We start from the raw sequence: 15,309 nt of genomic DNA on the forward strand, positions 1-15,309 counted from the left end.
ACTCGCCACAGGTAATTTGGCATGGTATACTTGCAAGGAAGGAGCTTTTATGACGTTGAGGGAAGTGGTTGATATCGTGCACGGGGAGGTCCTGTGTGGTGAGGAGTCGTTAGATAGGGAAGTGCAACTCGGTTTCGCATCCGATCTGATGAGCGATGTTTTAACCTTATTAGCAGATGACATCCTCCTCATTACAGGACTATCGAACAACCAGGCTATCAGGACTGCAGAAATGTCCGATATCCTGCAAATCCTATTCGTAAGAAACAAGAAACCGACAAAAACGATGATCGACCTGGCAAAGGAACACGGCATAACAATCATCACAACACCATATTCCATGTTCCGTACAAGCGGTTTGCTCTTTGGCAAAGGCTTGCAACCCGTCTACTGAAAAGGAGCCACGCATGCATGTCTCATACGCGGTTCAAGCTGGCGATTTTTCGAATGCCGGAAATGTCTCTAGCACAGTAAAAGGACTTCTGAAACAACTGAATATCGATCCAGCACATACCAAACGGATAATCGTCGCTCTCTACGAGGCGGAGGTCAATGTGGTCGCCCACTCATTCGGTGGGGAGATCACGTGTGAGATTGAACCTGATATCGTTCATATTACAGTAAGCGATAGAGGTCCCGGCATCCCCAATCTCGAACTTGCCATGACCGAAGGCTGGTCTACTGCTACGCCAGAGGTGAGGGAAATGGGATTCGGTGCAGGTATGGGACTTTCGAATATCCGAAAGAATGCCGACAAGCTCAGAATCGATACCGGAGCCGATCGTCCTACGTCGATTTTCATGCAGTTCTTCCTTGATCGGGAGGCTGCACATGCATGACCAACCTTTCCACCATACGCTCATGGTCCGTGAGGATCTCTGCCGGGGCTGCACCCATTGCATGAAACGGTGCCCTACTGAGGCAATCCGTATTACAGGAGGCAAGGCCAAGGTCGATCCCGAGCGCTGTGTTGATTGTGGACAATGTATGGACGCATGCCCCCATGACGCAATTGTGATCGAACAGAACGATTTCAACCAGATCTACCAGTACACCCATCGGGTAGCAATCATACCTTCTCTCATGATTGGACAATTCGAAGACTCTGTATCTGAATCGGATATGATAGAGGCGTTGCACAAGATTGGGTTCACCCATGTCCATTATGCCGAATTTGGTGTCGATATCCTGAAGACCTTGGGAAACCGAATAAGTGTCTATGCCGATGATCATCCTGTGGTTTCATCCTACTGTCCAGCAGTTGTACGACTCATACAGTTACGGTATCCGACGCTGCTTCCACATGTGAACCTCATGCGTACTCCAGCGCAAATCACAGCCCTGTATGCCAGGGCAGACTTGGAAGAACAGGGAATCGCCAGTTCTGATATCGGAATTTTCTACATAACTCCCTGTGCTGCCAAGTATGCACAAATTAAGACACCCGGATCAGCGACCGAAGGTCTTATCCAAGGTGGCCTGAACCTCGATTCTGTGTTCAATCTCATGCAAGGATATCTAGCCCAACGTTCCGACAGGGTCCATGGTACGAAAAAGATTTGGGAAAGCCCCACCATCACCGGTCCGGCCTTTCTCTGGAGTCTTACGAAAGGTGAAAGTTCCAGCATGCAAGGTAGAACACTCTCTATCGATGAGATCCACAATGTGATCGAATTCCTAGAATTGGTAGAGGATGAAAGGCACGAGAATATCGATTTCCTGGAGCTTCGTGCCTGCGATACTGGATGTACGGGAGGCATATTGACCGCGAGGAACCGTTTCTTGGCTACAGAGAGAATTAAACACCACGCACAAACACTTGCAAACGAACTTGATAATGCGACAAAGGACAAGATCCTCTCCCTATCGAGTCAATTGATTCATAACTTGAAGGTTGATCGGATTGTGGCTAAGAAATCACTCCAGCTTGATGTAGATGTCTCTTTGGCAATTAAGAAGATGGAGAAGATACGCCGTATTACAGAAGTATTACCTGGTATTGACTGTGGCCTGTGCGGCAGTCCGACCTGCAAGGCTTTGGCAGAGGATATCGCAAGAAGCAATGCCAGCATACGCCGTTGTCTCGTGTTGAAAATGAAAGATCCCCATGGATTGAACAATCTTGCCAAAATATGGGGGGAAGCAGTCCCTCAACAACAAAGTCCTACAACGGAAGCTTAATCGCCTCAACACGCATCCGCTCACTCATTGCAGCCTCCCGTTCCAGGATCTCTTGTCCCGCGATCACCACGGCACTGGTCTTTTGATCCATTGAACGCAGAAGCTCAGCGGCTGCTACCTTCACATCATCTACGGTAGTCTCCAAAGTCCACGCACGTCGTTCGGCTCGGAAAGCATCGGTAATTCCGTACAACGCCCTTCTGAAGGCTATCATTGAGGCCTGTTTCGGATAAAGGGGGCGCAACTCTCGGCTTATAATAGAAATGATTGCTAGATCAACCAATTCTTGATCTACCCCATCTTGTGCAATACGCTCAAGTACAGAACGGAAATCCTGCAAGGTTCCATCGACCCTAGGATCACGATAGCTAGAAAAGACACAGAGTCGTTCCAACATGTCGATATGGGCACTTACTCCATATGCCCCGCCAACGCCCCTTACTTGTTCCCACAGATGGTTTGTCGTGAGGATATGAGCAAGCACTGCCTGATGGCTTTGGATTGGGGAAAAAGGATCGGCTGCCCTACAGACCAACGCACTGAAACTAACAGATGAGGGAATACGGAATACTTCAAGTGATTGCCCAAAGTCTTCCTGAGTATCATGAATTTCCATCACTGGCATGACCACGGTCTGTGATTCGGGAAAACTTTCGACGAATCTTTGCACAGAAATCTCACTCTCATGCAGGTCATCAGGGGAGGCACACAGGTGCAATGCCAATCTTCCTCTATCAACGACACGTCTTTGCAAGGCTTTCAGTGATATTCCGATAGCCTTTACTACTTCGCCATGGTTCCTCTCGATTCCCACAAGGTGCAACCACTGGTCCAATCCATTCCACATCTCATTCTGTTTAAGGATACTGGAGAAATTAGCAGAAGCCCGTTGGGATGCGTACATCTGGCCAGAACTTGAAACGTTCGATTCATAGTCGCTAATCAGATCATTTAACACCGCTCCTATTCTTTCTGGATCGTCGACATTGGCTCTCTGGAGAATATCGGAAAGTATCGAGAACGCAGATTCTTGGTCCCGTTGCAAGCATTTCAGCCGAAAGGCAAGTCCGCTTCTGGTTGTTTTAGTGCTCTGTGCCATAGAGGAGTTTTCCAAGAATAGATGGAGACCTCCGGTCGATTGTCGCAACTTGACGGCTACCTGGTCATAAGATAAATCGTCCACTCCACTCATATGGAGAAGTCGCGTGAACAATGGAAGAAGAAGCTGCTCCTCTTCATCAAGATCGCCCACAGAAAACATACCATCAAGATAGACGATACCATTGGTTTCCATACTCTGGAGGTATAGAGGTACCGTGGAAGCTTGGACCAATTGTTGTGGCAAATTGCGGATTGTTTCAGGCAAATCCTCTTTTAAAAGCTTCGGTATGGTAGCCAGATCCTCTGGTGTGTCACGCTGTTCTTCAAATCTTGAAAAACGTTCTGACTGCTGTCGAAGGATTTCCATTCCATCCTTACCAAGTTTTTCCTTTACCTCGTCCAACCGCTGTTCGATCGCCGCCTCCAAACGCTTTTTATGGTTGGCATCGGGCTTTACCACTAAAAGGCAACGATGGGGATTATCCAATAGGTGTTTCTCAATCCATTGTTCGAAATATCCATCGGAAGAGAATAACGTTCCCTCTGGGGAACTCGTTGCCCCTACCAACTCTTTCAGCTTTTCCAATGAGGGTGCAACGGATATCGTTACATGGGGTTTCTGTCCCTGCAGCCACCCCCGTACTGCCCTATTCATAGCACGTAGCCCCATCGGAATATCTCCATTCGGCTCTTGCAGAAGAAATTCCTGTCGTTTGATGGCATTGAGGACCAGGGATTTCGGAATCCCCTCATCTACGATTGCTTTCAATGTATCGAGAACCAGCTGTTGTGCCTGTTGGGCTTTGTCTGGGTCGATTCCCTTGAATCCTACTGTGAACGGCAATTGTCTAAAGCTGGTATCCATGCCACTCACCTGAGAGATATCCTTTGCCAGTTGGGAGTCGATTATCGCCTTATATAGTGGAGCCCCAGGATTTCCCAATAGAATATCGGTAAGTACAGACAAGGTCAGGACCTCCAGCGGGTCCTCTACTACCGAAGTGGACCAACTAATCGCTACCGTAGCATCTTCCTGTAGTACAGAATCTCCGTCAGCGGGGCTTGTAGTAACTACTGTTTTGGGTTTGGTCCAAGGCTTAGCTAAAGAAGTGGGTCCACTCGCGTTCATTGAGGAGATATCAGCAAGATACTGTTCATCTAGAAATGATAGACGTTCGTCGATATCTTGGTTTCCGTAGAGGAAGAGGCGACAATTGGAGGGATGGTAATGGGAGGCGTAATAACCGACGAATTGACGATAATCGAGTTTGATTATGTCCTGGGGATCGCCTCCGGACTCGTAGAAATAGGGAGTATCAGGAAAGAGGCTCCTGATACTCTGACGACCTACGATCGAGTCATGGTCGCTCAATTCTCCTAACATCTCATTGAAGACTACACCACCGAAATTCAACGACCCATCCTCAGTTGCGTCGATTCTGATTCCCTCTTGCCAGAAAGTCTCCTCACGTAGGAGGGGATTGAATACGGCATCGGCGTAGACAGAGAAGAGGTTCTCGAAATCCTTTTTCAAAGGTGACGCAGCGGGATACACGGTATAATCCGGATATGTCATTGCATTCATGAATGTATTGGCGCTTCCCTTGAGAAGGGACATGAAGGGATCCCGGACCGGATAACGTTTGGAACCAGCGAGTATACAGTGTTCTATGATATGTGGAGTGCCGCAATCGTTTACTGGTGGTGTTTTGAAAATGAAAGCGAATAAATTTTCAGTATCATCGTTTGCGACATGGTAGACCTCCATTCCCGACATACGATGGCGGAAAAAGTAGCCATAGCCGTGATAATCATCGAGTACATCGATCGATTCCAGAACAAAACCGTGGATCTCATCACCTGGCATTAATGCTACACTCACAAAAACCTCCTGTCGGCATGACACTGTGAGAAGTTAACACGAGCTGTTTCGATTGACAACCCTTCGCTTCTTCCGTACCTTCAAGAAGAGAGGTGTATGCATGCATTATATTGGAGCACATGTGAGCGCTGCCGGTGGTGTACATAACGCTGTTGAGAACGCACTGTCAATTGGGGCTAATGCTTTCGCCCTTTTCACCAAGAACCAGAAACAGTGGAAGGTTCCCCCTCTGACGGAAGAGCAGATTGAGCTGTTCAAGCAGGCTATGGCAGATGGAGGTTTCATCGCTGAGCAGGTATTGCCTCATGACGGCTATCTTATAAACCTGGGCAACCCCGATCCACAGAAACGGAGGATCAGTGTACAGGCCTTTGTGGATGAGATGAAGAGAGTCCAGCAATTGGGTCTCGATCGGCTTAACTTCCACCCTGGTGCCCATTTAAAGCAAATCGATCCCGATGATTGTATGACTTTGATAGCTGAGGGTATAGATGAAGCTCTCCAAGAAACCGAGGGAGTATATGCCGTAATAGAGACTACGGCAGGGCAAGGGTCGGCTCTGGGAAGGACGTTCGAAGAGGTCGCCCGGATTATCGAGAAGGTCAAACATAAAGATCGAGTCGGTGTATGTATAGATACCTGTCATATCTTCGCTGCCGGATACGACATCAGGACCCAAGAATCCTTTTCATCGGTAATGGAGGAATATGATAGGATCATCGGTTTCAACCGATTGATGGGAATGCATCTCAATGACGCTAAAAGCGATTATGATAGTCATGTGGACCGCCACTCTCCTTTGGGAAAGGGAAACTTAGGTTTGGAACCCTTCAAGGCTATGATGGTTGATCCAAGATTCTTGAATATTCCACTAATTCTGGAAACCACCGATCCTGAGCTATGGAAAGCCGAGGTAGAGATGTTACGTGGATTCGCCAATCATGAGGCATGATCGGATGCCCTCCCTATTCCCGGAGGCTGGACGACCGTTGATTTTTGGTCATCGTGGTTTCTCGTCATTGGCGCCTGAGAACACGATGAAGGCATTCGACCTATGTTTAAAGAAGGGCATTGGCGGTATTGAGCTCGATATCCACCTCTGTAAAAGTGGAGAATTGGTGGTGATCCATGACCATAACCTCCAACGCTTAGCAGGTGTTTCAGCTCGTGTCGAAGAGCTGACACTACAAGAATTGCAGCGACTTGATGTTGGATCACATAAAGACCCAAAATTTGCTGGAGAACGGATTCCTACCCTCAGACAGGTGTTTGAAACCTATGGGAGTGCTTTTTATTACGACATCGAATTGAAGGTTGGAGGAACAAGAGATACCGGAATTGCAAGCAAGACATGGCAATTGATAAAAGAATTACAGATGGAGTCAGCTGTCCTTGTCTCCAGCTTCAACCCATTTGCAATTAGATATTTCAATCGTGAAAGTAATCATACCCTTCCCTCTGCGGTAATATTCAGTGAAGCCGAGGAGGTCCCAAAGGCATTACAACATGGTTGGGGACGCCATATAGCGCATGCGACTGTCTTGAAGCCAGACTCTCTGCTCGTGAATACGAAGATGATGGCAAAATTTTCCAAGAGGAAAGGGTTCCCGATTCTTGCATGGACGGTAGATGACCGTAATGCAGGAACCAATCTCCTCTCCCTTGGAGTAGATGGATTGATTTCCAATAATCCAAGCTTATTTGAAGAGGTATCGCATAAGTAGGGATGCTGAAATATTTCCATACCGAGCAAAAGCCTCTTGTGTGGCATCCTGTAACGTTGTAGCAACGGCGTTTGCGTTTACACTCCCTGTTCGGCCTATGATCCTCCCACCGGCAATATCGGCGAATAAGCTCTCTCCCGTGACAGTCACAGCGAAGGAGGCGCCGGTCTCCTTAATATGGGAAATTCCGACATTTCCATAGACTACAGCACGGTAATCTCCAAATGTATTTTTCAAGACATCCAAGATATCTTCATCATCCTCAGGCTGCGGACCTTGGGTCAAGACAACACGCAATCCATCTTTGGACAAATCACCGGCAAGTGCCCTACCAGCTGACGTACTGCCCAATCTCGTTCCCTGTAGCGAATATTCGGACATGGCTACCAACAGGGATTGTCCTCCAAGTATCGAAATCCTTGCATATGGGTACTCAATTCTTGTATCAGCTACAATTTGTGAGAACTCGTTGAATAGAACGCCATCCAGTTTTTCCAATTGTTCCAAGGATGGAGAGAAATCCACCTCGAATCCAATAGTTCCCCGGCCGACAAGGGTAGGATTGTTGGATGTGAAGGTGAACTGTCCAGAAGAATCGGTGACGAAACGCTGGGTGTCCTGATAACTGTTTCCCATACCATCGCGAGCCATTGAGAAAGCCATCACGGCAGCTTGCTCAACTCTTGGCGATAATGATCGACTGCCGCGCCTGAGAGTAACCACAGTTGTAGGGATAGTTGGATCTCCCTCAGAAACAGTCAACCGTAAAGCCAATAGGATCTTCCTCACTCTCTCTATCGCATCATCGTACCGTTGTCTCCCCCTATCGACAGGAAGAGCTTTAGCGATAATCGCAATCTGCAAGTATTTCCCAGCAGCCTCGAGATCCCTATTCTCCCGAAAGGCTTGGGCTGCCTCTTGGGAAAGACGGTTCATCTCTCTTTGACTCTCTAACAGTTGCACCTCCGCATCGGTACGGGCTCTTTCAAGTACCTCTTTATCGGCGATAGCCAGGAAGTAGACAGTTGTCGAATTCTCTTCTTGCTTCACGAACTCTTGTGTGATTCTGAGACGATAAGCTTCAATAGAATCACGTGTTGAAAGTTCCGCTATATAGGTCCCAACGACGTCCTCACCAATGGAATCCGAAATTTGGCGCAAAACCGATTCATACGCAAGCACCCGAGCCCTGGTTTGGCTGTCTGCCGTGCCACTTCCAACAAATGCTGTCTGATCCCGCGAAACCTGCGGCTCATATACCCATACAGGAACTCCCTCGAAGTTTGAGCGAACCCAAGTGCTGAGGGATGAACAGCCAGAAAATAGGAGGAGTAGAATTACTATCAGCGTGGAAACAGTTTTCTTCATATCGGTAACACTCTACCACACCCACTGTAGAGTCGGCGATAGGGTAATTCCATTTTCATTACTCTGGATACTGGATGCGATCCCATTATCGATCATGGCGCGGTAGCGGTAACCTGCAGAAAGTCCCCAATATAAGTGGGCGGTCGATTGGTGTCCTAGTTCAAGATACACCTCTCCACCGTAGAGAAACCGAAACGGATCGGTATCCTGGATAACCGTTCCTACATGCATTCTCATTCCTACCGATAATTGTAGATTTGTCCACCAGCTACCCAATGATGCAGAATTTTGGGCAAAATAGCCAAAGGAAACCGTTCTGGATATTCCAATACCACTAGTGATTACATAGTGATCATCTGAGAGGTGTTTTTCGGCTCCAATTTGGGTTGTGAGGCGAAATAGTGTGTTTGGCAAAGGCAATTCCACACTCATATCTACCCCGGCTCGGGAAAGAGAGAGGGGAAATCCGATACGGATTGAAATATCCTTTTGGGAGACCGTCTCCATTCCTGCAACGATCGGACGGGTAGTCCATAGAGGAGCAAGCTCGACAATCCCAATAGTTTCATCCTTCTCAGTAAAAGGAAAGGTATCCACTACCAGCAGACGGGCAATAGGTTCTTTACGATGATTCTTGATCCAAACCACATCCCCCTTCTCTCGCCCTTCCCCATCGTTAGCGATCCAATAACCACAATCATGGGAATCGGTGATAGCTTCCATACCTTCGTTTAAGAGCAACAGACCGCTGTTGGCTCGAAGTAACGATCGTAGGCGTTGTGCATACCAATACTCCCAGTCCTCTGGGGAATCTATCAATACAGCTACAGTTCGAAGGAATCGATTCTCTCTCCACCATAGCTCGATATCCACTTCCAAAACCAATCTGGGAGAGAAGGTTTCGCTATCCTGTCGGAAATCCAATAGGGAAAACTCAAGCACATCCTCTGCTTTAGAGAAATCGAACCGCCAATCAAACTCTTCTTCGATGACCTGCATGGAGAGTTCCTCCAGCCGTGCGGATGAGATTCCGTCGTTTGACCAAAGGTTGGACGCTGGACATAAGAAGACCAGTATAGCTAGTAACCGAACAATCGAACGTGGTGTCAAGAAACGGCTCCCGCCCAGAAAGCGACTATCTGTTCTACAAGAAGTGCTGAACGCTCCATTGCAGGGAGTGCGACCCACTCAAATCGTGAATGCAAATTATGGGAACCGGTGAACAAGTTGGGAGCCGGAATTCCCATTTGGGCAAGCCGGGCACCATCGGTACCGCCGCGTATGATCTTCTCCTCCAATTTCAGGCCAAGTTTATCAGCAGCAGCCCAAATCGCATCCATGATTTTCGGATCCTTCTTTATGGCCTCATACATGTTCTGATAGACGATCTTATGAGAAACCTTAACTGATCCACCTGGAAATAGCTTCTCTGTGGTTGTCGCAAGGCTTTCCAAAGTACCGATACGACGATTCAGCCCATCCAATTCGAAATCGCGCACATATATGGTCAGATGCGTATGGGCACTGGTCCCTTCGATCTCCTCAGCACAATAATATCCATAGCGACCGTCTGTCGCTTCGGGACTCTCGTTCCTCGGAAGGGACGCGATGAAAGATACTGCCATTGAGACACTGTTGACCATACGACCTCTTGCTGCTCCCAAATGATAGGGAATACCCATAAAATCTACCTCAACAGTCGCTGCATTGAAACACTCAGCCTCAACCTCACCCTGTTTATTACCATCGACAGTATAACAACAACGCGATCTCAAAAGACTTACATCGAAAGCATCCATGCCTCCACCTGTCTCTTCATCTGAAGTGAAGATCAATTCCACTTCACCATGAACCATAGAATCACTCTTGACCAACCGTTCCGCCAACGACATGAGGATAGCAACTCCGGCCTTATCATCGCCACCTAAGAGTGTAGTACCATCGGTAACAACCAACGTCTCTCCGATATACTTGGACAATTCAGGATTATCGGTAACTAAAATTCCATATTCTGCATTCAGTGTGATGTCTTTGCCATCATATGAATCAATCACTCGAGGCTTGACACCATTTCCCATCACATCATCCGCTACATCAACATGGGCCATGAATCCAATGGTTGGTATGTTACTCCCTTTCGGGGCGTTCGCTGGAATCCGAGCTATCAAATAACCATTCGGATCGAATGTAATATCGTCTAAACCCATCTCATTTAGTTCGTGTTGCAACATCTGCAACAGCTCCAACTGACCGTCGGTAGTGGGTCTTTTATCGATGATATGGGGATCGCTCATGGTATCTACAGCAACATAGGTGAGCAGACGGTCCAAAAGAGTTTGGGAAAGAGGGGATCGATTCATGATTGTACTTCTCCTGATGGCATGTATCAATTCCATTATTCCATATTTGCATTAACCAAGCAAGATAATCCCCTCCACCCATGAGTACTCTCAAGCGTCGAAATTATATTTTTTCAACATCGGCTTGACCATGTCCATGACCTGATAAATCGCAAACACAACCAGAATAAGACCCGTTACCACAGGTCCATTGCTCATGGTTCTTCCCACCGTTATCATTGAGGTCGCTACAGCATAGGATGCTGATGGATCAGTTGTCACATCTACAATCCATTCTTGGAATGAGATCGATGCCGAGTCCTCTCCATACTTGTAATATCGATAAATAGAAAGAATTGTTGTTGCGGTAACTCCTGCAGCAACCGATATCGCTGCTGCTGCAGTTACTTTCCCCCAGAACATCACTTTTGGGATACATGCATAGACAATGCCGGCTATCATGAGTACAAGAGTCTTGGTAACCAATTTCTGCAAGTCACGCATGAAAGCTGGTCTTTGGTTCGGGGGAATTGCTCTCATCTGGGATTCTGCATAGGTAACAAATGAACGTCTCACCTCTGCTACTCTACCTGACAGTTCTTCAAACTCTTCGTCAGAAATCAAAGACTGCGCCGATTCCAAGACATCTGAAGATTCGGCTCCTGAAGCCACCGCATGACAGAACTGTAGATAATCGGCTCCATGGTCCTCCTCTAGCATCTGGAGAATGATACTTTCTCCATCAGCATCCCGCATCAATTGCCTAGTCTGCTGTGACAACTCTCCATGTTCCTCCAATATGGGTTGGACGATAGACAACTGTTCATCTAATACCCGTGCTACCAATGGAACCATCTGTTCATCAGAAAGCGATGGATTCTGCGCAGGTTCTATTGCCAGTGAACAACCAAGAAAACTGATGATAGTCCATACGATCAAAGCATGGGACATGACGATGCGAATTCTTCCCTTCATTTTCCGCTCCTCCTTCATTGTGTAAGTGATGCGAACAGCCATCCGACCTCTAAGCAGAAGCGAACTTTCTTACGGGTAGGTACTAAAGCCTCAATGTAGGCAAAGTCCTCTCCATAATTGTTCGAGGGATCCCGATAGATGACTGATGGCCTTATAAACCACCTTGGAATCACATTCCAGGTATATCCGATAGCAATCTCATTCAAGTAATGGACTCTGTCCTCCGGAATGAAGGGACCCATGAATATACAGGCTTGAGTCAGAGACAAGCTTATAAAAGGACCAGAACCCCAAGGGAACACCATAAGTTTGAGCGCGATGTCCATGAGGATTTCCTCTCCCCCGCTACGGTCAACCGTATATACTATTGGCAGTTCAAGGCCTACACCATCGGTGAGTATGCAACCAACGGATGCACGGAAGGAGATATGATCCTGCCAAAGGGCATCTACTGCAGCAAGATCGGTCGTCGTATATAATTCGACGGACTCTCCTTCTGCAGGAAGGGGAATCAATATACATGAGAGAATGCATATGCATAAGAGTCGGACATAGCGATTCATGGTAGCTCCTGTAGGAGCAAGCTACCATTGCCACAATGAAGCCACAATCGCCTCTTTAGGTTACCTTATTCGGATTGCCCTCCGGACCAGCCTAAGGCATCCATCAATGGTATCTTCTTATTCTTCATAAAGAATATAGCGAACCGAGCCTCATCTCCATCCACTAGCGAGAGTATCAATCCACCACGAATACCGATGACCTTACCAATCGAAAATCCACTTAAATCGTCAATGGCAACTGACCAGACTTTCTTGGCCTTCTCACCCGTCTGCGGATTACGAGAGCGTTGATAGAGTGCTATTTCATCATCAAAGACTACAAGTCGGCCACGCACAAGATCTTCACTGGACATGGGAGGAACCTTACCGGAAAATGCGGAAAATCTTATTTCTCGGTTGTCCACTGAAGCGATATCTCCTTCTCCAACCCAGTAGGAGAATCGATAATAGAGGTATAGCACGAAAAACATAAGTAAAAAGAGCGACCAATAGGCTCCCTGGGTGATCTTGTTCATCGGCATGAATATGACGATAGCAAAAAGTACGAGCAATAGGATCTTCAGTAGGGCTTTCATGATTCCACTATACGTGAAAAGTAAAGAATTGTGTATACTTGCCCCTCATTGGGGTTTCAGTTATCTTGGTATCATGCAAACCATTCCGACGTATCCTGCTGAAACGCCCTTGGAACTTGGGCATCTTGATATTGTACAACCGTTCTTACTCGACAATCGCCATGGGGTGAGTGAATTCTCAATGGCATCGCTCTACCCATTTACCAAAAAAAGGCACTATACCATTAGTACCTACACCCAGCGGGATGGCAAACCCGGTTATCTCTTCCGTGGTCTCCAACAATATGGGGAAAAGGAAGAGATTTTTGCGATGTTGCCTGCCGGTTTTCCCGATAAGGACCTTCTCGCGGATCTTTTCACTTGTGTTTCTGAGATTAATGCTATCAGTGAAGACCTGAAACTGAATTGGGAGCAGGGATTATCAGAAAGCAACCTCGATCTGAGCATGGAAGAAGATCGTGACAATGCCGATTATATCTACCTCAGAAAAAATCTCATTGAGTTGAATGGGAAAGATCTTCATAAAAAACTCGTGCATGCCCACCATTTCGTTGAGGATCATCCAGATAGGATTCTGATCCCATCCCAAATCGCCAAAAGCTCCGATATGATAGCAGTCTTGGACAAATGGGCGGAAGGAAAGGATTTGGTAGAGGACTACAAAGCCACTTTGCTTGCCATCGAGTGCCGCAATGAATTGGGTTTAAAGGGAGTGGTCCTCTATACGGGAAACGATCCGGTAGCTTTCACACTGGGAGAAGAGGATGGGTATTCTCGTTTCATCATCCACGTTGAGAAAGCTGTTGGAGGATTACGTGGAGTCTACCAATATATAAATCGTGCTTTTGCAACTGAGCTACCGGAGAAAATTATTGAGATCAATCGGGAACAAGACCTCGGCATTCCTGGACTTAGACAAGCGAAGAAGACCTATAGTCCGTCCCGATTACTTATGAAATATAAGATCAGGAAGACATCAACTCTCTGACTTGGACTGTTGCGCGAACATATTCATCAACAGTCCGGCACCCATCATTTCGGGTTGTTCCATACTCTTGAGACTATCTACAAACTCTTGGAAATCCACCAAAGTCTCCATAAGCATGAGCCGAACGAATGCTTCATCCTGTTGCTTGCTCTGCAGTTCAAGTTTCGCACCTTGTCGTTTAAGAATGAAAACCAGTTCGTCTTTCCTGATCTGCCAAGATCTGACCGAACCTTCAATCGTCCGGATGAAGAACCCCTCCGATCGGAAGGCATCGGAAATCGATCTTCTCAAAAAATCCGCAGCCCGCTCTGATGGGAACTCCAGCTCCAAAGTCACCATATCTCCATCTTCGGAAGTCTGTAGTTCCTTCTTGTACCCAGAACCACCTTTAAAGGATTGTACCAATAATGGAGGTGCAGCCACAGAGGCTAGCAACATGGTCATTACTGCGACACCGAACATATCGGGTCCAATGGCACCACTTGCAAGGCCTATCCCAGCTACAATGAGGGTTACCTCGCCTCTTGGCAACATACCTGCACCAATTCTGAAAGCTCCCTTCATATTGAATCCAACGAACAGTGCCGGGAATCCACACCCAAAGAGCTTTCCCGCGAAGGCAATCAAAGAGAAGAGGATACCAAAACCTAACACGGAACCGACAGCTTTAAAGTCGACCATCATTCCCATGACGGCAAAGAACACTGGAATAAAATAATCGCCTACAGCCTTGATCCGCTCGGTGATTTCCGAGGAAACATCTGTCTGGCTGAAAGAAAGACCTGTAATATAGGCACCAATGATCATCGCAAGTCCAGCCATCTCTGAAAATCCGGCTAGGAGCAAGGCGATACCAAAGGATATCTCGGCCACGATTCCTAGAGACTCAAGCCGTTTCATCCTCTTGGTGATATGTGGAGCAGCCACAATACCAACGACCATACAAATTGCCCAGAAACCAACTGCTTTAAGGGCGACGGAACCGATTTGGGACCATGCGACTGTTCCACCACCCATCGCTACTGTAGAAATACCAACCACGACCGAAAGCAGTACAATACTGATGACATCGTCCAAAACTGCGGCAGCTAGAATGGTGACACCTTCAGGTGAAGAAATCTTCCGCGATTCTCCCAAGATACGTGCTGTTATTCCGATCGAAGTCGCAGTACAGATGGTACCAAGGAAAAGAGCTTCGGGATCCATGAGAGAATGGACCTCAGGGTGCAACAGCACAGTCACACCAGCGCCAAGCAAGAATGAGACGATTACACCACCGAGACCAACAACAGAAGCTTTTCCACTGAACCTGAGGAATGTTGGCAGATCGGTCTCAAGTCCACTGGAAAAGAGCAACAGTATCGAACCGACTGTTGCTATTCCATAGAGTTCAGGAGAAACAGGAATTGTTCCTGCAACTGGAGGAAAAAGAGGTCCCAAGGTTCCTAGGGGAATTGCACCAAGTACATAGGGTCCGATGACCATACCGGCTACTAATTCTCCGAGGACCTTCGGTTGTTTTAATTTACGGGAAAAGAACCATCCCGACAATTTTGTCGCGACCAGAATGACTCCCAATTGGAGAGCCAACAACATCATTTCATGAGCCATGT

14 protein-coding genes are annotated in these 15,309 nt (G+C 47.2%); 6 read left to right on the plus strand and 8 right to left on the minus strand.

From position 1 onward, the window contains the following. Positions 1-49 precede the first annotated feature (49 nt). Genes ACODJP_RS09895 through ACODJP_RS09905 form a run of 3 tightly spaced genes read left to right on the plus strand, consistent with a single transcriptional unit; the run spans position 50 to position 2,181 of the window. A complete protein-coding gene (locus ACODJP_RS09895; RefSeq protein WP_422481017.1) occupies positions 50-394 on the plus strand; it encodes a DRTGG domain-containing protein in 345 nt (114 codons plus the stop codon). 13 nt (positions 395-407) lie between these two features. Beyond that, the gene (locus tag ACODJP_RS09900) at positions 408-839 is read left to right on the plus strand and encodes an ATP-binding protein (protein ID WP_422481019.1); all 432 of its coding nucleotides are present in this window, start codon (positions 408-410) and stop codon (positions 837-839) included. After that, a complete protein-coding gene (locus ACODJP_RS09905) occupies positions 832-2,181 on the plus strand; it encodes a [Fe-Fe] hydrogenase large subunit C-terminal domain-containing protein (protein ID WP_422481020.1) in 1,350 nt (449 codons plus the stop codon). The genes ACODJP_RS09900 and ACODJP_RS09905 overlap by 8 nt, the downstream gene beginning before the upstream one ends. Here ACODJP_RS09905 and ACODJP_RS09910 read toward each other — a convergent pair. Continuing rightward, the gene (locus ACODJP_RS09910; protein ID WP_422481022.1) at positions 2,165-5,164 is read right to left on the minus strand and encodes an insulinase family protein; all 3,000 of its coding nucleotides are present in this window, start codon (positions 5,162-5,164) and stop codon (positions 2,165-2,167) included. The two genes, ACODJP_RS09905 and ACODJP_RS09910, sit on opposite strands and share 17 nt — an antisense overlap. 100 nt (positions 5,165-5,264) lie before the next feature. Here ACODJP_RS09910 and nfo point away from each other — a divergent pair, with 100 nt between their 5' ends. After that, positions 5,265-6,116, plus strand: a complete 852-nt coding sequence (nfo, locus tag ACODJP_RS09915; RefSeq protein ID WP_422481024.1) for a deoxyribonuclease IV — start codon at positions 5,265-5,267, stop codon at positions 6,114-6,116. Beyond that, positions 6,106-6,888 (plus strand): glycerophosphodiester phosphodiesterase, encoded by a 783-nt coding sequence (locus ACODJP_RS09920; protein WP_422481026.1) that lies wholly within the window; start codon positions 6,106-6,108, stop codon positions 6,886-6,888. Before nfo ends, ACODJP_RS09920 begins: the two co-directional genes overlap by 11 nt. On the opposite strand, the gene ACODJP_RS09925 is transcribed toward ACODJP_RS09920, so the two are convergent. The 6 genes from ACODJP_RS09925 to ACODJP_RS09950 form a co-directional block, all read right to left on the minus strand. Continuing rightward, the gene (locus ACODJP_RS09925) at positions 6,862-8,256 is read right to left on the minus strand and encodes a hypothetical protein (RefSeq protein ID WP_422481027.1); all 1,395 of its coding nucleotides are present in this window, start codon (positions 8,254-8,256) and stop codon (positions 6,862-6,864) included. The genes ACODJP_RS09920 and ACODJP_RS09925 overlap by 27 nt on opposite strands. Positions 8,257-8,268: 12 nt before the next feature. Next, positions 8,269-9,255: a hypothetical protein gene (locus tag ACODJP_RS09930; protein ID WP_422481029.1), complete on the minus strand. Its 987-nt coding sequence runs from the start codon at positions 9,253-9,255 to the stop codon at positions 8,269-8,271. Positions 9,256-9,362: 107 nt separating this feature from the next. Further along, positions 9,363-10,616, minus strand: a complete 1,254-nt coding sequence (gene pepT, locus ACODJP_RS09935; RefSeq protein ID WP_422481031.1) for a peptidase T — start codon at positions 10,614-10,616, stop codon at positions 9,363-9,365. Positions 10,617-10,706: 90 nt separating this feature from the next. Next, entirely contained in the window at positions 10,707-11,570 is an 864-nt protein-coding gene (locus ACODJP_RS09940) for a hypothetical protein (RefSeq protein ID WP_422481033.1), read from the minus strand. A gap of 14 nt (positions 11,571-11,584) precedes the next feature. Next, on the minus strand, positions 11,585-12,133 hold the full coding sequence (locus ACODJP_RS09945; RefSeq protein WP_422481035.1) for a hypothetical protein: 549 nt from the start codon (positions 12,131-12,133) through the stop codon (positions 11,585-11,587). Between the two features lie 65 nt (positions 12,134-12,198). Further along, a complete protein-coding gene (locus ACODJP_RS09950) occupies positions 12,199-12,708 on the minus strand; it encodes a hypothetical protein (RefSeq protein ID WP_422481036.1) in 510 nt (169 codons plus the stop codon). Here ACODJP_RS09950 and ACODJP_RS09955 point away from each other — a divergent pair. Then, on the plus strand, positions 12,707-13,696 hold the full coding sequence (locus ACODJP_RS09955) for a DUF2156 domain-containing protein (RefSeq protein ID WP_422481038.1): 990 nt from the start codon (positions 12,707-12,709) through the stop codon (positions 13,694-13,696). The genes ACODJP_RS09950 and ACODJP_RS09955 overlap by 2 nt on opposite strands. Here the strand turns inward: ACODJP_RS09955 and ACODJP_RS09960 are convergent. Further along, on the minus strand, positions 13,685-15,307 hold the full coding sequence (locus ACODJP_RS09960; protein WP_422481040.1) for a cation:proton antiporter: 1,623 nt from the start codon (positions 15,305-15,307) through the stop codon (positions 13,685-13,687). The genes ACODJP_RS09955 and ACODJP_RS09960 overlap by 12 nt on opposite strands. Between the last annotated feature and the right edge of the window lie 2 nt (positions 15,308-15,309).

Origin of the sequence: Pleomorphochaeta sp. DL1XJH-081 (assembly GCF_049310885.1) — a bacterium.
Lineage (GTDB): Bacteria > Spirochaetota > Spirochaetia > Sphaerochaetales > Sphaerochaetaceae > CAYZJV01.

Coding starts and splice junctions, on each gene's coding strand:
- ACODJP_RS09945 (WP_422481035.1), bottom strand. CDS start 12,133: ATGAATCGCTATGTCCGACTCTTATGCATATGCATTCTCTCATGTATA.
- pepT (WP_422481031.1), bottom strand. CDS start 10,616: ATGAATCGATCCCCTCTTTCCCAAACTCTTTTGGACCGTCTGCTCACC.
- ACODJP_RS09920 (WP_422481026.1), top strand. CDS start 6,106: ATGAGGCATGATCGGATGCCCTCCCTATTCCCGGAGGCTGGACGACCG.
- ACODJP_RS09955 (WP_422481038.1), top strand. CDS start 12,707: ATGATTCCACTATACGTGAAAAGTAAAGAATTGTGTATACTTGCCCCT.
- ACODJP_RS09905 (WP_422481020.1), top strand. CDS start 832: ATGCATGACCAACCTTTCCACCATACGCTCATGGTCCGTGAGGATCTC.
- ACODJP_RS09895 (WP_422481017.1), top strand. CDS start 50: ATGACGTTGAGGGAAGTGGTTGATATCGTGCACGGGGAGGTCCTGTGT.
- ACODJP_RS09950 (WP_422481036.1), bottom strand. CDS start 12,708: ATGAAAGCCCTACTGAAGATCCTATTGCTCGTACTTTTTGCTATCGTC.
- ACODJP_RS09925 (WP_422481027.1), bottom strand. CDS start 8,256: ATGAAGAAAACTGTTTCCACGCTGATAGTAATTCTACTCCTCCTATTT.
- ACODJP_RS09900 (WP_422481019.1), top strand. CDS start 408: ATGCATGTCTCATACGCGGTTCAAGCTGGCGATTTTTCGAATGCCGGA.
- ACODJP_RS09940 (WP_422481033.1), bottom strand. CDS start 11,570: ATGAAGGGAAGAATTCGCATCGTCATGTCCCATGCTTTGATCGTATGG.
- ACODJP_RS09930 (WP_422481029.1), bottom strand. CDS start 9,255: ATGCAGGTCATCGAAGAAGAGTTTGATTGGCGGTTCGATTTCTCTAAA.
- ACODJP_RS09960 (WP_422481040.1), bottom strand. CDS start 15,307: ATGGCTCATGAAATGATGTTGTTGGCTCTCCAATTGGGAGTCATTCTG.
- nfo (WP_422481024.1), top strand. CDS start 5,265: ATGCATTATATTGGAGCACATGTGAGCGCTGCCGGTGGTGTACATAAC.